The sequence below is a fragment of the Enterobacter cloacae complex sp. 309I3 genome (assembly GCF_050031595.1).
GTDB classification, from domain to species: Bacteria; Pseudomonadota; Gammaproteobacteria; order Enterobacterales; family Enterobacteriaceae; genus Enterobacter; species Enterobacter cloacae.
The window spans coordinates 4433547-4457498 of record NZ_JBLGWI010000001.1 but is presented as its reverse complement, the minus strand read 5'-3'; the positions used below and the strand labels follow the sequence as shown (position 1 = coordinate 4457498).

The window sequence follows — 23952 nt, the reverse complement described above, 5'->3', positions numbered from 1 at the left end:
AATAATGAGGGTATTTAATGTTTTTTAATTTATAAGTGCGGGTAAATGCGGCAGGAAAGAAAATCAGAAGAAGGCTTTGCGTTTACAGCAATATACTTTAACAAAAGTAATCAGGAGAGTGATGTTTCATAGAGGGCATTCATCTGTTTTGTGAATTTAATTATTGGTATGTATTTACCTCAGTTATAAATAAAGCGAATTGACTTTTTTTGTGCAGAATTCACCTTGTCTTTCATGAATACTTCTGATTACAAAACCCTACTAAACAGCTTAATTCTTGTGAGTAACGAGTAGTCGTCCATGGCGCGTAAAAAGAAAGCAGAGGCTCAACAAACCCGTCAACAGCTGATTGAAGCGGCTATCGGGCAGTTTGCGACACGTGGCGTAACCAACACAACGCTGACGGATATCGCCGATGCGGCAAAGGTGACGCGTGGGGCCGTCTATTGGCATTTCACCAGTAAAACAGAGATATTTAATGCTATCTGGGAACAGCAATTGCCGCTTCGCGATCTCATTCGCGACAGACTTTCTCTTTCCGAAAAAGATGATCCCTTGTTAATGCTTCGTGAGCAATTTATCACTGCGTTGCAATATATTGCGCATGAGCCTCGCCAGTGGGCGCTGTTACAGATTTTGTATCATAAGTGTGAATTTACCAGTGATATGGTTTCCGAGTATGAAATCAGGAAACGTATTGGTTTCAACAATGATTTTCTACGTGCGACACTGGAGCGCTGTATTTCACGAAACATCATTTCTTCGCAGGTCAATGTGGATTTAACGCTGATAGTGTTCCACGGATTTTTTAGCGGAATAATTAAAAACTGGTTAATGAATAACGACAGCTTCAACCTCTATCAACAGGCACCTGCTCTGGTCGATAACATTCTGGCGACACTCCCGGTGGTGCGAGTGTCGCCACGTGAAGAAGCTTACGACTCGGTGTCGGGCAAGATCTCTCCCTGCTCGCAAAGCGTTTCAATGGTCTGCGCACTGACAGGCTTTCCTAACAAATAGCCCTGAAGGGTATTACAGCCCAGTTCCGTCAAAAAGGCTTGCTGTGCTTCGGTTTCCACCCCTTCAGCCACTACTTTCAGATTCAGCGTTTTCGCCAGGGCGACAATCGCGGAGACAATGGTCGCATCTTCGCTTTCTCCACTGAGCTCTTTTACAAACGCCCTGTCGATTTTCAATTCACAGGCGGGTAAGCGTTTAAGATACAGCAGGCTCGAGTAGCCGGTACCAAAGTCATCAATAGAGGCTTTCACACCCGCATTCGTCAGCTCTGTCAGCACCCGCACGCTCTCATCCGGGTTACTCATCGCAGTGGTTTCCGTCACTTCAAGGATCAGCATTTCCGGCGGCACCTGGTGACGTGTCAGACAATCAAGCACCGTACTCACCAGCGAAGGTTGTTCAAACTGAAGTGTCGACAGGTTCACCGCCATTGACCAGTTTTGATGCCCTTTAAGGTGCCATTCCCGCAACTGGCGGCAGGCTTCGTTGATAACCCAGTTGCCAATGGGAATGATCTGTCCCGTTTTTTCCGCCAGCGGCAGGAACAGGTCTGGCGTCAGCAATCCCAGCTTCGGGTGTTGCCAGCGCAGGAGTGCCTCAAACCCGAGTACGGGGCCTGCCGGCGCGTGGAATTTGGGCTGATAATGCAGCTGTAGCTCATTACGATCGATGGCCAGCCACAGATCGTTCATCAGCTGCAAATGGGTTTGCGCCAGCGTGTTCATGGAGGGCTGGAAAAAGTGATAACCGTTACGGCCCATATGCTTGGTGTGGTACATCGCCGCATCGGCGTTAAACATCAGCTCGCGATCGGTTTTGCCATCGTGAGGATAAAGCGCAATGCCAATACTGAGGGTCACCACCAGTTCATACGGATCCACATTGAATGGACTATCGATAGTGCGCACCAGGGCATTGGCAAGGGAGGCTGCATCGTCCGGCCCCCCAACTTCTGCCAGCAGAACAAATTCATCACCGCCAATACGTGCAAGGGTGTACTGGCCTTTCAGGGGGAGCAGCAGGCGTTGCGTAACGGCAACCAGCAGTTTATCGCCGACATCATGCCCGTAGGCGTCATTGACGGTTTTAAAGCCGTCGAGATCCATAAACATCAATGCGAAATGCGTGCCTTCACGGTCTGCTTTGTTGATGGCCTGATCGAGTCGATCTTCCAGCAGGATACGATTGGGCAGGCGCGTCAGCGTATCCTGTAGCGCCAGCTGGGCCAGCTCCCGGTTTGCTTCCGCCAGAGACGAGGCGAGGAGAGAGGTACGTGCCTGCAGGCGCGCATCCAGCATCGACACCAGCAGGGTGATACCAAGGATGGCCAGTGCGACAACGCTCACCAGCACGGCCAGCCAGCTGCCGTTAATCCCCTCATGGTGAGCCATGGTCGACACTGGAAACTGTGCGGCTTTCATCCCCGCATAATGCATTCCGGCAATCGCAATCCCCATCGTGATTGCGGCACCCATGCGCATCAGCGCGACCTGAGCGGCCTCATGACGCAGGCGGAACGTCAGCCACAGTGCCGCGAGCGACGCAGCAAGCGCAATAGCGACTGATATCGCCACCCATGTTTTATCCCAGATAATACCGGGCGTAACCTCCAGGGCCGCCATGCCGGTGTAATGCATGGCCACAATACCGGTTCCCATGACTAGTGCACCGGGCAGCAGACGGCGCAAACGCAGCTGCTCGCAGCTGACAAGCCACAGCGCAAACAAGGATGAACCCACGGCGATAACCATCGATAACCCCGTCAGGGTGGCGTTGTAGCTCATGCGCATGGAGAGATCCATCGCCAGCATGCCGATAAAATGCATCGCCCATACGCCAATACCCATTGCAACACCGCCACCGGCCAGCCAGATGCGCGCTGCCACGCCCTGACTTCCCGCCACACGCGCGGCCATATTCAGCGCGGTATAGGCAGCAAGGATAGCGACAACAAAGGAGAGGACGACAAGGATATGGTTGTATTGGCTAACCAGCATGATCGGTTCAACTCGAGTGTGAGGTTACGCAAGGGCGGTGGTGAAGGGCGAGACATTATCATCGTAAGGTAATGACTCAAAGGGATTTAAATCCCCGTTTTTATTAAGTGATTTCGGAGTTTTTGACGACGTTGGCGGCTCAGTCCAGCTCTGAACAATTGACGAGTTTAAGCGGGTTCACGGAATCCATATTGCGACACTTATCGGTTTCGGTGCTCATCAGTTCAATCCACTGCATCAGCAACGCATCAAAGAGAAAAACTGAGACAGCAAAGACAACCAGCCACCAGTATTTACGAATCATTATGACATTCCGGAAGAAGAGAGCCAGTAAGGTGGTGGAAATATACACGAAAAGCGGCGGTTGAAAAGTGGGGAAAGCGAAGGTTTACAAAGCGTTGACGGTGGCAGATGTGGAGCAATAAAAAAGGCGCATCCCCATGCCAGGTAGCGCCTTTTTAAACAAGCATTTCGCTAACCGAAATTAGTTCATGCCGTATTTTTTCAGTTTCTTACGCAGAGTACCACGGTTGATACCCATCATCAGCGCAGCGCGGGTTTGGTTACCGCGGGTGTATTGCATCACCATGTCCAACAGTGGCTGTTCAACTTCAGCCAGTACCAGCTCATACAGGTCATTAACATCCTGACCATTCAGTTGAGCAAAATAGTTCTTCAGTGCCTGTTTAACCGAGTCACGCAGGGGTTTTTGAGTTACCTGATCCTGAGAGTTAACGGTAGAAACGGTCAGTACGTCAGAATTTACGCGTTGTTCGAACATAGTTCTGTCAGCTCTTTATTTCATTACGCAAGATTTTCGAAGTATGCCTCCAACGCCTCCAGCTGTTCGCTGGCATCCTCTATGGCGTTGAATGTGCGCCGAAACTGGTCATTTGGAGCGTGCTCCTGGAGATACCAGGAGACGTGTTTACGCGCAATTCGGTACCCTTTTGCCTGGCCGTAGTGGTCATGCAGTTCCCGAACATGCGAACAAAGCAAGCGCTTAACCTCTGCCAGTGGCAGCGGGGCAAGCAGCTCCCCAGTGTCCAGATAATGCTGGATTTCCCGAAAGATCCAGGGTCTTCCCTGAGCTGCACGTCCTATCATCAGAGCATCAGCTCCCGTATAGTCGAGCACAGCTCTGGCTTTAAGCGGGTCAGTAATGTCGCCATTCGCGATAATCGGAATGGAAACTTTCTGCTTAACTGCCCGAATGCTGTCGTATTCAGCTTCACCGTTGAACAAACAGGCGCGAGTGCGTCCGTGAATGGTCAGGGCCTGAATGCCACAGTCTTCGGCCAGTTGGGCAATCTCTACACAGTTACGGTGTTCCGGCGACCAACCCGTGCGAATCTTCAACGTAACAGGAACGTCCACTGCGCTGACAACCGCCGTCAGGATTGACTTCACCTGGTCGGGGTATTGCAGAAGGGCTGAACCTGCAAGCTTGCGATTCACTTTTTTGGCCGGGCAACCCATGTTGATATCAATAATCTGGGCGCCACTTTCCACGTTAATCCGCGCGGCATCTGCCATCTCTTCAGGCACACTTCCGGCGATTTGCACGGTGCGAATACCTGGTTCATCAATGTGCACCATCCGAAGGCGGGATTTGTCGCTTTCCCAGACCTGCGGGTTAGACGACATCATCTCGGAAACGGTTAAACCGGCTCCCATCTCGTAACACAGCGTCCTGAACGGCCGGTCGGTAATACCTGCCATTGGGGCTGCGATCAGGCGATTTCTGAGCTGGTGGTGTCCGATGCGCATGAGTTAAGAAATGACCATACTGTGACTGCAAGGCGGCGTATATTACGCATTTTTTGCACGAGATGAAAGGCCAAACTTTGAACAATCCACTGTTGTAGATCAAGGAATCGCCACCCAGTCACAATGATGAAAATTATTTTTTATTTAAATCATTATGTTATGTATTAACGGCGATTTTATGACCGCTTACAATTTCCCGTAACTTCTCATCATTTCTCAAAAAATGAATCCGTTGAGCGGGATATTCTGCTGTTTTTAGCAGCAGATTCTCCCGCTTCTATGCGATCTGCGTCGCATTTTAGAACATCATCTCAGTACGAAAAATGTTCTTATTTTTTACGGCCCGTAATGCGGCACCACTCTTCTTTTTCCACCACCGGATCGAGGGTGAAGAGATCGGCGTAGGCTTCGCAGACGCTGTCAGCCTGGCTTGCCAGGATACCGGAAAGCCCCAGCAGACCGCCCTCAACGGGCAGCACGCTGATTAACGGTGCAAGCTCGCGTAATGGGCCTGCCAGGATGTTAGCGACCACCACATCGGCTTTCATGGCCTCTGGCTGCGCGTCCGGCAGATACAGCTCAAGGCGATCGGAAACGCCGTTACGCTCGGCGTTATCACGACTGGCCTGAATAGCCTGCGGATCGATATCGATCCCGATGGCTTTTGCGGCGCCCAGCTTCAGTGCGGCAATGGCGAGGATCCCGGATCCACAGCCGAAGTCGATCACGGTTTTCCCTTCCAGATCCAGACCATCCAGCCACTGCAGGCACAGTGAGGTGGTCGGGTGGGTGCCGGTACCGAATGCCAGACCCGGGTCGAGCATCACGTTGACCGCGTTTTCATCGGGAACCTCACGCCAGCTTGGGCAGATCCACAGACGCTTGCCAAACTGCATGGGGTGGAAGTTATCCATCCACTCGCGTTCCCAGTCTTTGTCTTCCAGTTGTTCGATCTTGTGTGCAAAACCCGCGCCCAGCAGAGGATTCTGTTCCAGAATCGCGACCACTTCTTTCATGTCGGTTTCGGCATCAAACAGGCCAATCACGTCGGTATCGCCCCACAGGCGCGTTTCGCCCGGCAGCGGCTCAAAGACCGGCGTGTCATGCGTGTCCTGGAAGGTGATAGAGACCGAGCCGGCCTCCATCAGCGCATCGCTCAGCTCTTCGGCGTGAGCACCGGTTGTGTTCAGTTTTAGTTGGATCCACGGCATGGCAAAACTCTTTATTTATCAGTAGACATCATAGCGGGTTGTGGGACGGGTTGACCGAAACGGTTCCCCACCACAAACGCCAGTAAACTTAACAGTAACGAAGGCACAATTGGATGGAAGCCCAGGTACTGGATCTTAAAGGTGGCGAGCACGGCGTACACGACACCGCCAACAATCATGCCGCTTAGCGCGCCCGCAGCATTCGCGCGTTCCCAGTACAGGCCAAGCACCAGCGGCCACAGGAAAACAGCTTCAAGGCCGCCAAACGCAAGCAGGTTCAGCCAGATGATCATCTCCGGTGGACGCCAGGCGGCCAGCAGCAGCAGTGCCCCTAATAACAGCGTAATCACTGCAGACATCCGCTTTAAGCGTCGTTCGTTTTTCAGCTGCTCGGGACGCAAATTCAGATAGAGATCTTTGATAATCGTAGCGGAACTTTGCAGCAACTGAGCGTTGATCGTCGACATAATGGCGGCCATCGGTGCGGCTAGGAAAATCCCGGCAGCAAAGGGTGGCAGGACTTTAACCATCAGGGTAGGGATCACCAGGTCGGGCACGGTAAGATCTGGGATCACTGCACGACCTAATGCACCCGCCAGATGCATTCCCAGCATCAGTATCGCCACCACAATGGTCCCGATAATAATGCCGCGATGAACCGCTTTACTGTCCTTATAGGAGATACACCGTACAGCGGTATGCGGCAGTCCAATGACGCCGAAGCAGACCAGCACCCAGAAGGAGGTCATAAAGGTGGGTGAAAGAATGTCATCTGCGCCCTCTGGAGCGACCAGTTTCGGGTCAATCGCTTCCAGGGTTTCAACAGCATGGCTCAGGCCGCCTGCCGCATGGACAATCCCCACCAGCAGCACAATGGTTCCGATGAGCATCACCATGCCCTGCAGGGTGTCGTTCAGTACGCTGGCGCGGAATCCACCAAACGCCGTATAAAGCGCGATACTGATCCCAAAGATAAGCAGGCCAGTCTCGTAAGGGATCCCTGCTGCGGTTTCAAGCAGACGTGCACCGCCAATAAACTGCACCGTCATCGCACCCACAAAGGCGACCAGCAGGCTTAGACTTGCCAGCCATACCAGTAAACGGCTGCGGTAGCGGGCAAACAGCATGTCGTTCAGCGTCACGGCATTATAGCGACGCGCCAGAATAGCGAACTTCTTGCCGAGTATACCCAGCGAAAGCCAGATAGCCGGGAGCTGGATCATCGCCAGCAGCACCCAGCCTAACCCATATTTATAGGCTGCCCCGGGACCGCCAATAAATGAGCTGGCGCTGATATAGGTGGCGGTGAGCGTCATCGCTAACACAATGCCGCCCATTGAACGGCTGCCGAGGAAATATTCGTTCAGGAAGGTGCCGGTTGCCCTTTTGCGCATGGCATACACGGACACGCCAAACACGACCAACAAATACGCGATAAGCGGCAGAATGACTTCAAGCTGCATCGTCGTCCTCCAGCGGGATATCGCGATAAATGAATTTCACCATTGCCCAGCACAGCAGGATAAAAATCAGCGGTACCAGCAGACAGGCCATTTCAAACCAGTGAGGCAGGCCGGTGATGCCAATTGCAGAATCAGGTAAGTAAGCGGTTACCAACCATGCGGCAAGATAGAGAAGGGTCAGCCACAGCGCCCAGCGCGCTTCTTTATGGGCCTGAACAAAACGTTTGTCCATTTTTTGTCCCTTGTGGATGAAGAAAGCGGGGATTGTACATGATGGGCCTTGACGATCCCCAGAAATAAAAAAGGCCGGTTAAACCGGCCTTTTAGCATAGATGCTTTCTTACTTCTCGTTGAGACCGAGTTTTTTCTCCAGATAGTGGATGTTCGTCCCACCATTCTGGAAGTGCTCGTCGCTCATGATGCGCATCTGCAGATCAACGTTGGTTTTGATACCGTCGATGATTAGCTCCTGCAGGGCGTTCTTCATGCGGGCAATCGCCACGTCACGGTTTTCGCCGTAGCAGATAAGCTTACCGATCATTGAGTCATAGTACGGCGGTACGGTGTAACCGGCGTAAATATGAGACTCCCAACGCACGCCAAAGCCACCCGGCGCGTGGAAACGCGTGATTTTACCCGGGCTTGGCAGGAAGGTATTCGGGTCTTCGGCGTTGATACGGCACTCGACCGCATGGCCTTTGACCACTACTTCTTCCTGTTTGATGGACAGAGGCTGGCCGGCAGCGATACGCAGCTGCTCTTTGATCAGGTCAACGCCGGTGATCATTTCGGTAACCGGGTGTTCAACCTGAATACGGGTGTTCATCTCAATGAAGTAGAACTCACCGTTTTCGAACAGGAATTCGAAGGTACCCGCCCCGCGATAGCCGATGTCGACACACGCTTTGGCACAACGCTCGCCGATGTAGCGACGCAGTTCCGGGGTAATGCCCGGTGCTGGTGCTTCTTCGACCACTTTCTGGTGACGACGCTGCATTGAGCAGTCACGTTCTGCCAGATAGATAGCGTTACCCTGACCGTCAGCCAGCACCTGAATTTCGATGTGGCGTGGGTTTTCCAGGTATTTTTCCATGTACACCATGTCATTGCTGAAAGCTGCTTTCGCTTCCGCTTTGGTCATGGAGATGGACTGTGCCAGTTCAGCGTCGCTGCGCACTACGCGCATACCGCGACCGCCGCCGCCGCCGGACGCCTTGATGATCACCGGGTAGCCAATGCGTTTAGCATGTGCACGGTTTGCATCCATGTCGTCAGTCAGCGGGCCGTCAGAACCTGGAACGGTTGGAACACCGGCTTTTTTCATCGCGGTGATTGCAGACACTTTGTCACCCATCAGGCGGATGGTGTCAGCTTTCGGGCCGATGAAGATAAAGCCAGAGCGTTCAACCTGCTCAGCAAAGTTGGCGTTCTCGGAGAGGAAGCCATAACCCGGGTGAATTGCCACCGCGCCAGTGATTTCAGCGGCGCTGATGATTGCCGGGATGTTCAGATAGCTTTTTACGGACGGAGCCGGGCCAATACAGACCGTCTCATCCGCCAGCAATACGTGTTTTAAATCGCGGTCCGCGCTTGAGTGCACAGCGACAGTCTTGATGCCCAGTTCTTTACAGGCACGAAGAATACGCAGTGCGATCTCGCCGCGGTTGGCGATAACAATTTTATCCAGCATGTTCGCCTCGTTACTCGATGACGACCAGCGGCTCGTCAAATTCTACCGGCTGACCACTTTCGACCAGAATCGCCTTCACAGTACCTGATTTGTCTGCTTCGATCTGGTTCATCATTTTCATGGCTTCAACGATACACAGGGTATCGCCTACGTTGACTTTCTGACCCACTTCGATGAACGCCTTCGCGTCCGGGCTCGGGGTGCGGTAGAAAGTACCAACCATTGGGGAACGTACGATGTGACCACTGATTTCTGCTGCAGCGGCAGGTGCGGCTTCAGTTGCGGCTGGTGCAACGGCTGCAGAGAGCGCAGGCTGCTGCACTGGCGCAGCATAAGCTTGCTGCATTACCGGGAAGCTAGCGGCTGGGGCTGCACGGCTGATACGTACAGACTCTTCGCCTTCAGAAATTTCCAGTTCGGAGATGCCTGATTCTTCAACCAGCTCGATCAGTTTTTTAATCTTACGAATATCCATGAGTGGGTTCCGTACTCTTGTTTAGTGTGATTGTGACAGGCGTTTTACCGCTGTCTGTAAAGCGTATGAATAACCGTCTGCGCCCAGTCCGCAGATAACGCCAGCGGCGATATCCGACAGATACGAATGGTGGCGGAACGGCTCTCGGGCGTGCACGTTGCTGAGGTGGATCTCGATAAACGGGATACTCACCGCCAGCAGTGCGTCGCGGATAGCAACACTGGTGTGCGTAAACGCGGCCGGATTGATCAGGATATAGTCCACAGTGTCTTTAGCCTGATGAATACGGTCGATGAGTGCGTACTCCGCGTTTGACTGAAAATGATCCAAATCCACATTCAGTGACGCTGCTTCCGTGCCCAAACGGTTAACAATTTCACTCAATGTCAGCGTGCCATACTTCTCTGGCTCACGGGTGCCGAGCATGTTCAGGTTCGGTCCGTTTAAAACTAAGATTCGGAATTTTTCTGCCATTGTGTCGCTATCTCCTGCGAATCTCGGGTAAAAACCAAAATATACCTTTGAAACGCGAAAGTCACCTGATGACTTTCCTAAAATGCATTCAGGAAAACCAAAGTCGCACATTATAACGATTTCGTAGCATTTGGCAGCTAAATACTGGTCTTATCAGGGAAGATTATCAACCGCTATCCGAAAAAGAATGGCGGTTGATAAGTAATCTGCGGGAAAACGCACAGTTTCGCGAACTATCGCAACCACTGGCGGAACTTCTTGTAACGCCATGCTAAAAGCGCCAAAGCCAGCAGCGCGTAGAGGATGGGCTGAGGCGAGAGGATCTTCACGGACCACAGATAATGGATGGGTGCGAGGATCGCGACAAGATAGACGAAGTTGTGCAGCAACTGCCAGCGCTTACCCAGTTTTCGCTGCGCATATTGCGTGGATGTCAGCGCTAATGCCAGTAACACCAGCCAACTGACAATGCCCAGCGTCAGATAAGGACGCGTGACCAGTTCGCGGCCCAGCAGTGCCAGGTTGTTAATCCCCAGTTCCAGCAGCGCGTAGCTGGTCAGGTGCAACGTGGCCCAGGCAAAACACCATAGCCCTAAAAGCCGACGTGTGCGTATCAATAATGGCTGTTTAGCGTAGCGCGCCAGCGGCGAAACCAGCAAGGTCGCCAGTAAAAATTTCAGAGCCATCCGACCAGTAAAGTGCTGGATATCTTTAGCCGGATCGGCACTAAAGAGCCCCTGGCTCGCGGCCCAGAACAACCAGATAAACGGGAGCAACCCGGCTAAATGCAGCAGCACTTTCAGCCAGGTTACCTGTTTTGCCGTTAAACGCACTCAGAAGTTCTCCCGTAAATTGAGGCCACGGTAGAGCGACGCCACTTCATCCGCATAGCCGTTAAAAAGCAGCGTGGGCTGACGCTTCACATCCAGCGCCCCGCCGGAACCGATAAACCGTTCCGTCGCCTGCGACCAGCGTGGGTGATCGACATGTGGGTTCACGTTGGCGAAGAAACCGTATTCGTCCGGCGCGGCGAGATTCCATGTTGTGGGCGGACGCTCACGGGTGAGCTTAATACTGACGATCGATTTAATGCCCTTGAAGCCATATTTCCACGGTACTGTCAGCCGGATGGGGGCGCCGTTCTGCGGCGGGAGCGCTTTACCGTAAACGCCGACGGTCAGAAGGGTAAGAGGATGCATGGCTTCGTCAAGGCGTAATCCTTCTACATAAGGATATGCAAGCCCACCGCCGATGAACCGGTCCTTCTGGCCTGGCATCTCGTCCGGGGCGTAACGCGTCTGGAATGCGACATATTTCGCATTGCTGGTGGGTTCAACCATTGCCAGCAGCTTATGCAGCGGAAAACCTACCCACGGTACCACCATCGACCAGGCTTCCACGCAGCGCATACGATAGATGCGTTCCTCTAACGGGAAACGGGTGGTGAGATCGTGATGATCCAGCGTTAAGGGTTTTGCCACTTCGCCGTCAATTTTCAACGTCCACGGATCGGTTTTCATGCTGCCTGCATTGGCCGCAGGATCGGCTTTATCAAGCCCGAATTCGTAGAAGTTGTTATAACCGGTGACTTTATCTTCTGGCGTGAGCGTCAGTTTGTTTTGCCACTCGGCAGGTTTCGTAAAGGTGAGCGGGGCACCGGAAGGGGCTTTTGGCCGATCGTTGCCTTTAAACCAGTCGAGCAAATCAGCGTGAGCCGCAGGTGTGAGCGACAACGCGGTGGCACTGATGCCAAGCATTTTCAGGATCTGGCGGCGCTGTAACATAAAGACAGATTCGGACGTTACGTCGGCTTCCGTCAGTTTTCGGGTTTTCATGGCATCCTCCGTCATGCGTTTTTCTAAGCATGACGGAGGAGAAGGATTAGCGCGAATATGTCACGAAAATTTGAAGATTAGGCAATTTTCACCAGCGCGCGGCCATGGAACTGATTATCCATGATCTTACCGGCATATTCCGGCGCCTGGCTGAGGGCGATTTCGGTTGCACTCTGCGTGAAGAAGGACTCAGGCAGGTCGCGCACCAGACGCTCCCAGGCTTCTGCACGACGGGCCGCCGGAGTCATGACGGAATCCACACCCTGCAGGCGCACGTTACGCAGGATAAAGGGCATAACGGTGGTTGGCAGCGCAAAACCGCCCGCCAGACCGCAGGCCGCCACGCAGCCGCCGTAGTTCATCTGCGCCAGCACTTTTGCCAGCACGTTATTTCCGACGGTATCCACCGCTCCGGCCCAGAGCTGTTTTTCCAGCGGACGGGTTTCGGCAAATTCGTCGCGGCCAAGAATGCGGCTGGCACCAAGCTGACGCAGGTAGTCATGGGTGCTTTCACGGCCTGAGACCGCGACGACCTGATACCCCAGTTTGTGCAGTAAAGCCACCGCCGTGCTGCCAACGCCACCGCTGGCCCCGGTCACGACTATCTCGCCTGACTCAGGTCGGATACCGGCATCTTCAAGGGCCATGACGCACAGCATGGCGGTAAAGCCTGCGGTGCCGATAATCATCGCTTTGCGGCCATCCAGCCCAGCAGGCATGGGCACCAGCCACTCGCCTTTCACCCGCGCCTGCGTTGCCAGCCCGCCCCAGTGATTTTCGCCGACGCCCCAACCGGTGAGCAGCACCTGCTGGCCGGCATGAAACCGCGGATCTTCGCTGGAATGAACGTGGCCTGCAAAATCAATCCCTGGCACCATCGGGAAATTTCGGATGATTTTACCTTTGCCGGTGATGGCCAGGGCATCCTTGTAATTCAGACTGGACCAGTCGATGTCGACGGTGACGTCGCCTTCGGGCAGACGGCTCTCATCAAGGGCTTGCACCGAGGCAACGGTATTGCCGTCCTGCTGTTCTAAGATCAAAGCCTGCATACAGGATCCTCACTATTCTCATGATTGGAAAATGCGTTCTGAAGACTATACTCGCTCAATGAAACGCTATGCCGATTTAACGCAATAAATTGCCAGATACACCAGGTTTGGTAGTATGGCGCATTTGAAATGCAAGTTAGCGCTTACTCGCTACCCATCAACCCACGGAGTAATCTCAAGGATGCGATTAACGACGAAGTTCTCAGCTTTTATCACGTTGCTGACGGGGTTAACCATTTTTGTCACGCTCCTTGGCTGCTCCCTGAGCTTTTATAACGCCATTCAGGATAAGCTGGTCAACCGGGTTGAGTCTGTTGCGTCAGTTATTGATACGCGTCTGATTACCACTCCGCTACCGGAACTCTCCCGCGAGCTGGATGAATTGATGGTACCGGTTGATATTGTGCAGGTCGACATCACCCAGGGAAAGCATCCGGTGTTAAGCCATCAGCGTCAGGGCAGCTATCGGCCTGCGGGCGTCGTGAGCCAGTATCGGGAAGTGAATGTACATTCCCTTAAAAATCCGGGGATGACGATACGCCTGGTCTACCTCGATCCCATGGCCAGCTATTTCCGCTCGATGATGACCACCGCGCCACTCACCGTTGCCGTCGCCTTTATTGTCCTGCTGATTTTTCTTGCGGTTCGCTGGCTACGCCGTCAGCTCTCTGGTCAGGAGCTGCTGGAAAACCGCTCCGTGCGAATACTTAACGGGGAGCGCGGTCCGCAGGTGCGGGGGTCGGTCTATGAGTGGCCGTCCAGCACCAGCAGCGCGCTGGACACGCTGCTTTCCGAAATTCAGTTCGCCAGCGATCAACGCAGCCGCATGGATACGCTGATCCGTTCCTATGCCGCGCAGGATAACAAAACCGGTCTGAATAACCGCCTGTTCTTTGATAATCAACTGGCCACGCTGCTGGACGACCCGGAAAAGGTGGGAACGCACGGGGTCGTCATGATGGTTCGTCTGCCGGATTTCGATCTCCTGCGCGATACCTGGGGACGCCGCGTGGCGGAAGAGAACCTCTTTACGCTCATCAACTTGCTGTCGACTTTTATTATGCGCTATCCCGGCGCGCTGCTGGCGCGCTATCACCGCAGCGACTTTGCGGTGTTGTTACCCCACCGCACACTTAAGGAGTCGGAGAGCATCGCCAGCCAGTTGCTGAAGGCGGTGGATGCGCTGCCGCAGAGCAAAATGCTTGACCGGGATGATATGGTGCATATGGGGATCTGCGCCTGGCGCGGCGGGCAGTCAACTGAACAGGTGATGGAGCATGCGGAAGCGGCAACCCGAAACGCGGTGCTGCAAGGGGCGAACGGTTGGGCGGTATATGACGATTCCCTGCCTGAGAAAGGGCGTGGCAATGTGCGCTGGCGTACCCTCATTGAACAAATGTTGAGCCGCGGTGGCCCGCGCCTTTATCAAAAACCAGCGGTGATGAAAAACGGCCATGTTCACCACCGTGAATTAATGTGTCGCATTTTTGACGGCACGGAAGAGGTTATTTCAGCGGAATATCTGCCGATGGTCCTGCAATTTGGACTCTCCGAAGAGTATGACCGTCAGCAAATTAGCCGACTGATTCCGTTTTTATCTTTTTGGCCTGAAGAAAGTCTGGCATTACAGGTGACCGTCGAGTCGTTAATTCGCCCGCGTTTTCAACGCTGGCTGCGCGATACATTAATGCAATGCGAAAAATCGCAACGCAAACACATTATTTTTGAACTTGCAGAGGCGGATGTTGGTCAACACATCAGCCGGTTACGTCCGGTGGTACGTTTGATCAATGCGCTGGGTGCGCGTGTGGCGGTGACACAGGCGGGCCTGACGCTGGTTAGTACCAGCTGGATCAAGGAGCTGGATGTGGAATTATTAAAGCTACATCCGGGGCTGGTCAGGAATATTGAAAAGCGCACGGAAAACCAGCTGCTGGTGCAGAGTCTGGTGGAAGCGTGTAAGGGAACGCGAACACAAGTATTTGCCACGGGCGTGCGCTCCAGAGGCGAATGGCAGATGTTGACAGAGCGTGGTGTGATGGGTGGTCAGGGGGATTTTTTTGCCGCCTCTCAGCCGCTTGACACCAATGTGAAAAAATATTTGCAAAGATACTCTGTTTGACCTGCCGTTTACGCTGTTTTCACGTAGAATATCGCGCCTGTAGCTTTGAGTATGACGAGCAAAAAGCCAGTGAACGACCTTTAGCGGGTTACAAATGAAAGTGAGGAACGCTACTGTGTACTCAGCCCTGAGGGAGTCAGGGGATGAATTTGTAACAGAAGGAAACGTACTGCACAAATTTTCACCGCAGCAGGTGATTTTTGCGCCTTGTCGCTGCTGCGTGTGGTTGGTAAAGTAAGCGGATTTTGTTTTCCGCCCCAGCTTTCAGGATTATCCCTTAGTATGTTGAAAAAATTTCGTGGCATGTTTTCCAATGACCTGTCCATTGACCTGGGTACCGCGAATACCCTTATTTATGTAAAAGGACAAGGCATCGTATTGAATGAGCCTTCTGTTGTGGCCATTCGTCAGGATCGTGCCGGCTCGCCGAAAAGCGTAGCCGCAGTGGGTCATGACGCGAAGCAGATGCTGGGTCGTACCCCAGGTAACATCGCCGCGATCCGCCCAATGAAAGACGGCGTTATCGCTGACTTCTTCGTGACTGAAAAAATGCTTCAGCACTTCATCAAGCAGGTTCACAGCAACAGCTTCATGCGTCCAAGCCCACGTGTGCTGGTTTGTGTGCCGGTCGGTGCGACCCAGGTAGAACGTCGCGCAATTCGCGAATCTGCTCAGGGTGCGGGCGCGCGTGAAGTGTTCCTGATTGAAGAGCCAATGGCTGCGGCTATCGGTGCAGGCCTGCCTGTTTCTGAAGCTACCGGTTCGATGGTGGTTGATATCGGTGGTGGTACCACTGAGGTGGCCGTTATCTCCCTGAACGGCGTGGTTTACTCCTCTTCCGTGCGTATCGGTGGTGACCGTTTCGACGAAGCGATCATTAACTACGTGCGCCGTAACTATGGCTCCCTGATCGGTGAAGCGACCGCTGAGCGCATCAAGCACGAGATCGGTTCTGCTTATCCGGGTGATGAAGTTCGCGAAATCGAAGTGCGCGGCCGTAACCTGGCGGAAGGTGTGCCACGCGGCTTTACCCTGAACTCCAACGAAATTCTGGAAGCGCTGCAAGAGCCGCTGACCGGTATCGTGAGCGCGGTGATGGTTGCGCTGGAACAGTGCCCACCTGAACTGGCGTCCGATATCTCTGAGCGCGGTATGGTTCTGACCGGTGGTGGTGCGCTGCTGCGTAACCTCGACCGCCTGTTAATGGAAGAGACAGGTATTCCTGTCGTAGTTGCAGAAGATCCACTGACTTGCGTCGCCCGTGGTGGTGGCAAGGCGCTGGAAATGATCGACATGCACGGCGGCGACTTGTTCAGCGAAGAGTAGTCATGGTGAAAGGGTAGCGAATCGCTACCCTTTCTCTCTGACACGAGAATACGCATAGCCTATGAAGCCAATTTTTAGCCGTGGCCCCTCGCTACAGTTTCGCCTGATCCTGGCGGTTCTGGTTGCGCTTGGTGTCATTATTGCCGATAGCCGCCTCGGTACGTTCAGCCAGATCAGAACGTACATGGATACCGCCGTCAGTCCTTTCTACTTTATATCCAATGGTCCCCGTGAACTGCTCGACTCCGTTTCTCAAACGCTGTCCTCACGTGACCAACTCGAACTTGAAAACCGGGCATTGCGCCAGGAACTGCTGTTGAAAAACAGCGAACTGCTGATGTTAGGGCAATACAAGCAGGAAAATGCGCGTCTGCGTGAGCTGCTTGGATCGCCGCTGCGTCAGGATGAGCAGAAGATGGTGACGCAGGTGATCTCCACCGTAAACGATCCTTACAGCGATCAGGTGGTGATCGACAAAGGTAGCGTGAATGGTGTGTATGAAGGTCAGCCTGTTATCAGTGATAAAGGTGTGGTGGGCCAGGTGGTCGCCGTCGCCAAACTGACCAGCCGTGTACTGCTGATCTGCGATGCCACCCATGCGCTGCCTATTCAGGTACTGCGTAACGATATTCGCGTCATTGCGGCGGGTAACGGCTGCACGGACGATCTGCAGCTGGAGCACCTGCCAGCCAACACGGATATCCGTGTGGGCGACGTGCTGGTCACCTCCGGTCTGGGTGGACGTTTCCCTGAAGGGTATCCGGTTGCGGTTGTCTCTTCTGTGAAGCTTGATACGCAGCGTGCCTACACCGTGATTCAGGCGCGTCCAACGGCGGGTTTACAGCGTCTTCGCTACCTGCTGCTGCTGTGGGGAGCCGATCGTAACGGTGCCAACCCAATGACGCCTGAAGAGGTGCATCGCGTTGCCAATGAGCGCCTGATGCAGATGATGCCGCAGGTTCTTCCTGCTCCGGATGCGATGGGGCCACCTGCGCCAGTACCCGCGCCGGCCACCGGGATAACGGATGCGCCGCCACCGCCTAAACTCTCATCCGGAGGGCAGTAGTGGCCAGTTATCGTAGCCAGGGACGCTGGGTTATCTGGCTCTCGTTTCTCATCGCGCTGTTGCTGCAGATAATGCCCTGGCCGGACGACATTCTTGTTTACCGGCCAAACTGGGTATTGCTCATTTTGCTCTACTGGATCCTTGCCCTGCCGCACCGCGTAAATGTTGGCACAGGCTTTGTAATGGGTGCCATACTGGATCTCATTAGTGGCTCAACGCTGGGTGTTCGTGCGTTATCCATGAGCATCATTGCATATCTCGTTGCACTCAAATTCCAGCTCTTTCGTAACCTCGCGCTCTGGCAACAGGCGCTGGTCGTGATGTTGTTGTCGCTTGCCGCGGATATCGTTGTTTTCTGGGCAGAGTTTTTAGTGATCAACGTCTCTTTCCGACCCGAAGTATTCTGGAGTAGTGTAGTCAACGGTGTGCTCTGGCCGTGGCTGTTCCTGCTGATGCGTAAGGTTCGCCAGCAGTTTGCTGTGCAGTAAAAGGTTTCTATGACGTCTATCTATCTTGCCTCCGGTTCTCCACGTCGTCAGGAGTTGCTCACGCAGTTGGGCATCGCTTTTGAACGTATCGTTACCGGCATCGAAGAAAAACGTGCTGAGGGCGAAAGTGCTCAGCAGTATGTTTCTCGCCTGGCGCGTGAGAAAGCGCAGGCTGGCGTTGCGTGCGTGCCACGCGACCTGCCGGTATTGGGGGCGGATACCATCGTTATCCTTAACGGTGAAGTGCTTGAGAAACCGCGAGACGCTGAGCATGCAGCACATATGCTGCACAAAATGTCCGGGCAAACGCATCAGGTGATGACCGCGGTGGCGCTGGCGGACAGCAAGCACGTGCTGGATTGTCTGGTGGTGACGGACGTGACCTTCAGAGTACTGACCAACGACGAGATCGCCGCGTATATTGCCAGCGGTGAACCGATGGATAAAGCAGGTGCATACGGTATTCAAGGGCTGGGTGGCTGTTTTGTCAGGAAGATAAATGGCAGCTATCACGCCGTAGTCGGCTTACCGCTGGTGGAAACGTATGAGTTGCTGAGCAATTTTAACTCACTGCGTGAGGGAAGGGATAATTATGACGGCTGAATTGTTGGTAAACGTAACGCCATCGGAAACCCGTGTGGCCTACATTGATGGTGGCATTCTTCAGGAAATTCATATTGAGCGTGAAGCGCGACGCGGAATAGTAGGCAATATCTACAAAGGTCGTGTCAGCCGCGTACTGCCGGGTATGCAGGCGGCTTTTGTAGATATTGGACTGGATAAGGCGGCATTTTTACATGCCTCCGATATCATGCCGCATACCGAGTGTGTCGCAGGCGAAGAGCAAAAGCAGTTTGCCGTACGCGACATTTCAGAGCTGGTGCGTCAGGGGCAAGATCTGATGGTGCAGGTGGTGAAAGACCCCCTTGGCACCAAAGGCGCCCGTCTGACAACCGACATCACGTTACCTTCCCGTTACCTGGTCTTTATGCCCGGCGCGTCGCACGTGGGGGTTTCCCAGCGTATTGAAAGTGAAAGCGAGCGCGAGCGCCTTAAGAAAGTGGTCAGCGCCTACTGCGACGAACAGGGCGGATTTATCATCCGAACCGCCGCCGAAGGGGTTAGCGAAGAGGATCTGGCATCCGATGCGGCTTACCTGAAGCGCGTCTGGACCAAGGTGATGGAGCGTAAAAAACGCAACCAGACCCGCTATCAGCTGTACGGTGAGCTGGCACTTGCCCAGCGCGTCCTACGTGATTTTGCTGATGCTCAGCTCGACCGAATCCGCGTGGACTCGCGCCTCACCTACGAAGCGCTGCTGGAATTTACCGCTGAGTACATTCCGGAAATGCCTGGCCTGCTGGAACATTACACCGGGCGTCAGCCAATCTTCGATCTCTATGATGTCGAAAATGAGATCCAGCGTGCGCTGGAGCGCAAGGTTGAACTGAAGTCCGGCGGCTATCTTATCATCGATCAGACCGAAGCAATGACCACCGTGGACATCAACACCGGTGCGTTTGTCGGCCATCGCAACCTGGATGACACCATCTTCAATACCAACATTGAAGCGACACAGGCCATTGCGCGCCAGCTTCGTCTGCGCAACCTGGGTGGCATTATCATCATCGACTTTATCGATATGAATAATGAAGACCATCGCCGCCGTGTACTGCACTCGCTTGAGCAGGCGCTGAGTAAAGATCGCGTGAAAACCAGCATTAACGGCTTCTCACAGCTTGGGCTGGTGGAAATGACGCGTAAACGGACCCGTGAAAGTGTGGAACATGTGCTGTGTAACGAGTGTCCAACCTGCCACGGACGCGGCACCGTAAAGACGGTGGAGACCGTCTGCTATGAGATCATGCGTGAAATTGTCCGCGTTCATCATGCCTACGACTCCGATCGTTTTCTGGTCTATGCTTCCCCTGCGGTGGCTGAAGCGCTGAAAGGTGAAGAGTCGCACGCGCTGGCGGAAGTGGAAATCTTTGTCGGCAAACAGGTAAAAGTACAAATTGAGCCGCTCTATAACCAGGAGCAATTTGACGTCGTCATGATGTAAGACGCAGTTCGCTGCGTGAAAAAGCTGACAAGGAGAGATGCGTGAGGCGATTGCCGGGGATTTTACTGCTTACAGGGGCAACGCTTGTCGTGATTGTCGCGCTGCTCGTGAGCGGGCTGCGCCTCGTTTTACCGCATCTGGACAGCTGGCGTCCGCAGGTGCTGGCGAAGATCGAATCCGCCACCGGTGTGCCGGTTGACGTAAGCCAGGTCAGCGCCAGTTGGCAAAACTTTGGCCCGACGCTGGATGCCCGGGACATCAGTGCCAGCCTGAAAGATGGCGGCTATCTGAAAATCAAACGCGTGACCCTGGCACTGGATGTCTGGCAAAGCCTGCTGCACATGCGCTGGCAGTTCCGCGATCTCACCTTTTATCAGCTTCAGTTTTTGACCAACACGCCGATCTCTGGCGGGGATAACACGCAGAGCCTTGAAGCCAACCGCCTGAGCGATCTCTTCCTGCGTCAGTTCGATCATTTCGATCTTCGCGACAGCGAAGTGAGCTTTATTACCCTTTCCGGCCAGCGCGCCGAACTGAAGATCCCCCAACTGACCTGGCTTAACGGCAAAGAGCGTCACCGTGCCGAGGGGCAGGTGAACCTCTCCAGCCTGAACGGCCAGCACGGGGTCATGCAGGTCCGTATGGATCTGCGTGATGACGACGGCTTGCTCAACAACGGCAAGGTGTGGCTGCAGGCTGACGACGTGGATGTGAAGCCGTGGCTCGGCGACTGGCTGCAGCAAAATATGCAGCTGGAAACGGCCCGTTTTAGCCTGGAAGGCTGGATGACCCTGACGAAAGGCGTGTTCGCCAGCGGCGATATCTGGCTGAAGCAGGGCGGTGCAAGCTGGCAGGGCGAAAGCAAGCAGCATCAACTCTCTGTAGATAACCTCACCGCACATGTGACGAAAGAGAAAGGGGGCTGGCAGTTTGCCATCCCGGATACGCGCATCACCATGGACGGCAAACCCTGGCCGCGCGGCGCGCTGACGCTGGCATGGATGCCTGAGCAGGATGTCGGCGGCACGAATAATAAGCGTAGCGATGAGCTGCGTATCCGCGCCACGCATCTCGATTTGGCGGCCATTGAAGGGCTGCGCTCCATGGCAGCGAAGCTCTCTCCGGATTTGGGTGACGTTTGGCTGGCAACGCAGCCAAGTGGGGAAATTGACGCCCTCGCGCTGGATGTCCCGCTGCAGGCAACCGAGAAAACCCGCTTCCAGGCGACGTGGAAAGATCTGGCCTGGAAACAGTGGAAACTGCTGCCGGGGGCTGAGAACTTCAGCGGCAAGCTGGAGGGCAGCGTTGAGAACGGCAGGCTGACCGTTGAGATGCATGACGCCAAAATGCCTTATGAAACGGTCTTCAGGGCACCGCTGGAAATTGAAAAAGGCAACGCGGTGCTTAACTGGCTGCGCAACGATAAGGGCTTCCAGCTTGATGGCCGCCATATCGATGTGAAAGCCAAAGCGGTTCATGCCCGCGGGGATTTTCGCTATTTAAAGCCTGAAGGTGAAGAGCCGTGGCTGGGTATTCTGGCGGGGATCAGCACCAGCGACGGTTCTCAGGCCTGGCGTTACTTCCCGGAAAACCTGATGGGCAAAGCGCTTGTGGACTACCTGAGCGGGGCGATCCAGGGCGGTCAGGCGGATAACGCCACCCTGGCCTATGGCGGCAATCCGCATCTTTTCCCATACAAACATAACGAAGGTCAGTTCCAGGTGCTGGTGCCGTTGCACAACGCTACCTTTGCGTTCCAGCCGGGCTGGCCTGCACTGAAAAACCTCGATATCGAGCTTAATTTTCTCAATGACGGGTTGTGGATGAAGTCAGACAGCGTCGCGCTGGGCGGCGTGACGGCCACCAACCTGACGGCAAATATCCCCGATTACTCAAAAGAGAAACTGCTGATTGATGCCGATATCAACGGGCCCGGCAAGGCGGTCGGTCCCTATTTTGAAGAGACGCCGCTGAAAGCCTCGCTGGCTGCCACGCTTGAGCAACTCCAGCTTGATGGCGATGTGAATGCTCGCTTACATCTGGATATCCCGCTGGACGGCGAAATGACCACCGCCAAAGGTGACGTCCGCCTGAACAACAACAGCCTGTATATTAAACCGCTGGAAAGTACGCTGAAGAACCTCAGCGGGCAGTTCAGCTTTGTGAACGGCAACCTGAAGAGTGAGCCGCTCACAGCCAACTGGTTCAATCAGCCCGTCAACATCGACTTCTCGACCACCGAGGGGGAGAAGGCCTACCAGGTGGCTGTCAATCTGGACGGTAACTGGCAACCCTCGCGGATGGATGTACTGCCGAAACCCATTCAGGAGTCGGTTGATGGTGCAGCCGCCTGGAAGGGGAAGGTGGATATTGAACTGCCCTACCACGCCGGTACGAAGTATAAGGTCGATCTTACTGGCGATCTGAAAAATCTCAGCAGCCAGTTGCCTGCACCGCTGGATAAACAGGCCGGACAGGCGCTGCCCGTGACGCTTAACGTCGTGGGCAACCTGAACAGCTTCGAGTTAACCGGCAGCGCGGGTGGCACGAATCATTTCAACAGCCGCTGGCTGCTCAACCGTAAGCTGACGCTGGACAAAGCCATCTGGACGACGGACAGCCGAACCACGCCTCCGCTTCCGGATCATCAGGGCATTGAGCTGAATCTCCCGCCGATGGATGGCGCGCAGTGGCTGGCGCTGTTCCAGAAAGGCGTCGGGCAAAACGTGGATGAGGCGGCGCAGTTCCCGCAAACCGTCACCGTGCGCACACCGTCGCTCACGCTGGGTGGGCAACAGTGGAACAACCTGAGTATCGTCTCTCAGCCCACGGCTAACGGCTCGAAAGTAGAGGCTCAGGGCAGGGAGATCAACGCCACCCTGACCATGCGCGATAACGCCCCGTGGCAGGCGGCAATCCGCTATCTCTACTACAACCCGGCAACGGCGGGCGGGAAAGATCAATCGACTCCGGCATCGCCGTTGAGTAACACTTCCCGCGTGGACTTCAGCGGCTGGCCGGATCTGCAACTGCGCTGTGCTGAGTGCTGGCTGTGGGGACAAAAATATGGCCGCATTGACGGTGACTTCGCGATTCAGGGCAACACGCTGAGCCTCACGGGTGGACTGGTCGATACCGGCTTTGGTCGTCTGACGGCCGCGGGCGAGTGGGTGAATAACCCAGGCGAACAGCGCACCTCGCTGAAAGGCGACATTAAGGGTAACAAACTGGATGCAGCAGCCAATTTCTTTGGTATCAGCACGCCGCTGCGCGGCTCGTCATTTGACGTCGATTACGATCTTCACTGGCGTGACGCGCCGTGGAAGCCGGATGAGGCCTCGCTTAACGGCATACTGAAAACCCGCTTCGGAAAAGGTGAAATTGCCGATGTGAGCACGGGACGCGCCGGGCAGATCCTGCGTCTTCTGAGCTTTGATGCGCTGCTGCGTAAGCTGCGTTTTGATTTCAGCGATACCTTCAGCGAAGGGTTCTACTACGATTCCATCCGCAGTACGGCGTGGATCAAGGACGGCGTTATGCATACGGACGACACGCTGGTGGACGGTCTGGAAGCGGATATCGCCATGAAGGGCTCGGTTAACCTTGTACGTCGCGAGCTGGATATGGAAGCCGTGGTGGCGCCAGAAATCTCCGCGAGCGTGGGGGTGGCAGCCGCCTTTGTGGTGAACCCGATTGTTGGTGCTGCGGTGTTTGCCGCCAGTAAAGTGCTGGGGCCGCTGTGGAGCAAGGTCTCTATTCTGCGCTACCGCATCACCGGTCCGGTGGATAAACCGCAGATTAATGAAGTGCTGCGCCAGCCGCGCAAAGATGCACAGCAATGATTTGACGTGGGCAGGTAATTGCCTCACTCTCAATAAATACGATCTTTATACCGCCACAG

21 protein-coding genes are annotated in these 23952 nt (G+C 54.4%); 8 read left to right on the top strand and 13 right to left on the bottom strand.

Translation table 11 applies throughout. The annotated features are described in order from the left end of the window. The first annotated feature begins 300 nt into the window (after positions 1–300). Positions 301–1020: an acrEF/envCD operon transcriptional regulator gene (gene envR, locus ACQG22_RS21305; RefSeq protein WP_054442329.1), complete on the top strand. Its 720-nt coding sequence runs from the start codon at positions 301–303 to the stop codon at positions 1018–1020. On the opposite strand, the gene ACQG22_RS21300 is transcribed toward envR, so the two are convergent. The 13 genes from ACQG22_RS21300 to ACQG22_RS21240 all read right to left on the bottom strand — a co-directional run bounded on the left by ACQG22_RS21300 (position 936) and on the right by ACQG22_RS21240 (position 12987). Next, a complete protein-coding gene (locus ACQG22_RS21300) occupies positions 936–3017 on the bottom strand; it encodes a putative bifunctional diguanylate cyclase/phosphodiesterase (RefSeq protein ID WP_100168374.1) in 2082 nt (693 codons plus the stop codon). The two genes, envR and ACQG22_RS21300, sit on opposite strands and share 85 nt — an antisense overlap. Positions 3018–3156: 139 nt before the next feature. After that, positions 3157–3321 carry a DUF2556 family protein gene (locus ACQG22_RS21295; protein WP_013098997.1) on the bottom strand — a complete coding sequence of 55 codons (165 nt, stop codon included), beginning with the start codon at positions 3319–3321 and terminating at the stop codon, positions 3157–3159. Positions 3322–3501: 180 nt separating this feature from the next. Beyond that, on the bottom strand, positions 3502–3798 hold the full coding sequence (gene fis / locus ACQG22_RS21290; RefSeq protein WP_000462905.1) for a DNA-binding transcriptional regulator Fis: 297 nt from the start codon (positions 3796–3798) through the stop codon (positions 3502–3504). Between the two features lie 23 nt (positions 3799–3821). Then, entirely contained in the window at positions 3822–4787 is a 966-nt protein-coding gene (gene dusB, locus ACQG22_RS21285) for a tRNA dihydrouridine synthase DusB (RefSeq protein WP_013098996.1), read from the bottom strand. A gap of 329 nt (positions 4788–5116) precedes the next feature. Next, on the bottom strand, positions 5117–5998 hold the full coding sequence (prmA, locus tag ACQG22_RS21280; protein ID WP_013098995.1) for a 50S ribosomal protein L11 methyltransferase: 882 nt from the start codon (positions 5996–5998) through the stop codon (positions 5117–5119). 11 nt (positions 5999–6009) lie between these two features. Continuing rightward, on the bottom strand, positions 6010–7461 hold the full coding sequence (gene panF / locus ACQG22_RS21275) for a sodium/pantothenate symporter (RefSeq protein WP_013098994.1): 1452 nt from the start codon (positions 7459–7461) through the stop codon (positions 6010–6012). Beyond that, positions 7451–7693, bottom strand: coding sequence for a YhdT family protein (locus ACQG22_RS21270; RefSeq protein WP_013098993.1), 243 nt, complete (start codon positions 7691–7693; stop codon positions 7451–7453). The genes panF and ACQG22_RS21270 overlap by 11 nt, the downstream gene beginning before the upstream one ends. Before the next feature lie 108 nt (positions 7694–7801). Then, the gene (accC, locus tag ACQG22_RS21265) at positions 7802–9151 is read right to left on the bottom strand and encodes an acetyl-CoA carboxylase biotin carboxylase subunit (protein ID WP_003860388.1); all 1350 of its coding nucleotides are present in this window, start codon (positions 9149–9151) and stop codon (positions 7802–7804) included. Between the two features lie 10 nt (positions 9152–9161). After that, a complete protein-coding gene (gene accB / locus ACQG22_RS21260; RefSeq protein ID WP_013098992.1) occupies positions 9162–9626 on the bottom strand; it encodes an acetyl-CoA carboxylase biotin carboxyl carrier protein in 465 nt (154 codons plus the stop codon). A 21-nt stretch (positions 9627–9647) separates the two neighbouring features. Next, entirely contained in the window at positions 9648–10100 is a 453-nt protein-coding gene (gene aroQ, locus ACQG22_RS21255; RefSeq protein ID WP_013098991.1) for a type II 3-dehydroquinate dehydratase, read from the bottom strand. Positions 10101–10333: 233 nt separating this feature from the next. Beyond that, positions 10334–10933 carry a protein-methionine-sulfoxide reductase heme-binding subunit MsrQ gene (gene msrQ, locus ACQG22_RS21250; RefSeq protein ID WP_013098990.1) on the bottom strand — a complete coding sequence of 200 codons (600 nt, stop codon included), beginning with the start codon at positions 10931–10933 and terminating at the stop codon, positions 10334–10336. Beyond that, the gene (msrP, locus tag ACQG22_RS21245) at positions 10934–11935 is read right to left on the bottom strand and encodes a protein-methionine-sulfoxide reductase catalytic subunit MsrP (protein WP_013098989.1); all 1002 of its coding nucleotides are present in this window, start codon (positions 11933–11935) and stop codon (positions 10934–10936) included. A 77-nt stretch (positions 11936–12012) separates the two neighbouring features. Continuing rightward, a complete protein-coding gene (locus ACQG22_RS21240; RefSeq protein WP_023620881.1) occupies positions 12013–12987 on the bottom strand; it encodes an MDR family oxidoreductase in 975 nt (324 codons plus the stop codon). 181 nt (positions 12988–13168) lie between these two features. On the opposite strand from ACQG22_RS21240, the gene csrD reads away from it, so the two are divergent. From csrD to yhdP, 7 genes are all read left to right on the top strand, one after another. Then, positions 13169–15109 (top strand): RNase E specificity factor CsrD, encoded by a 1941-nt coding sequence (gene csrD / locus ACQG22_RS21235; protein WP_013098987.1) that lies wholly within the window; start codon positions 13169–13171, stop codon positions 15107–15109. A gap of 282 nt (positions 15110–15391) precedes the next feature. Further along, positions 15392–16435: a rod shape-determining protein MreB gene (gene mreB, locus ACQG22_RS21230; protein ID WP_000913396.1), complete on the top strand. Its 1044-nt coding sequence runs from the start codon at positions 15392–15394 to the stop codon at positions 16433–16435. A 61-nt stretch (positions 16436–16496) separates the two neighbouring features. After that, on the top strand, positions 16497–17501 hold the full coding sequence (gene mreC, locus ACQG22_RS21225) for a rod shape-determining protein MreC (protein WP_013098986.1): 1005 nt from the start codon (positions 16497–16499) through the stop codon (positions 17499–17501). After that, positions 17501–17989 carry a rod shape-determining protein MreD gene (gene mreD / locus ACQG22_RS21220; protein ID WP_013098985.1) on the top strand — a complete coding sequence of 163 codons (489 nt, stop codon included), beginning with the start codon at positions 17501–17503 and terminating at the stop codon, positions 17987–17989. The genes mreC and mreD overlap by 1 nt, the downstream gene beginning before the upstream one ends. Before the next feature lie 9 nt (positions 17990–17998). Further along, positions 17999–18592, top strand: a complete 594-nt coding sequence (locus ACQG22_RS21215) for a Maf family protein (protein ID WP_038420713.1) — start codon at positions 17999–18001, stop codon at positions 18590–18592. After that, the gene (rng, locus tag ACQG22_RS21210; RefSeq protein ID WP_014833490.1) at positions 18582–20051 is read left to right on the top strand and encodes a ribonuclease G; all 1470 of its coding nucleotides are present in this window, start codon (positions 18582–18584) and stop codon (positions 20049–20051) included. The genes ACQG22_RS21215 and rng overlap by 11 nt, the downstream gene beginning before the upstream one ends. Positions 20052–20092: 41 nt before the next feature. Beyond that, positions 20093–23893 (top strand): AsmA2 domain-containing protein YhdP, encoded by a 3801-nt coding sequence (gene yhdP / locus ACQG22_RS21205; RefSeq protein ID WP_252000390.1) that lies wholly within the window; start codon positions 20093–20095, stop codon positions 23891–23893. The last annotated feature ends 59 nt before the right edge of the window (positions 23894–23952 follow it).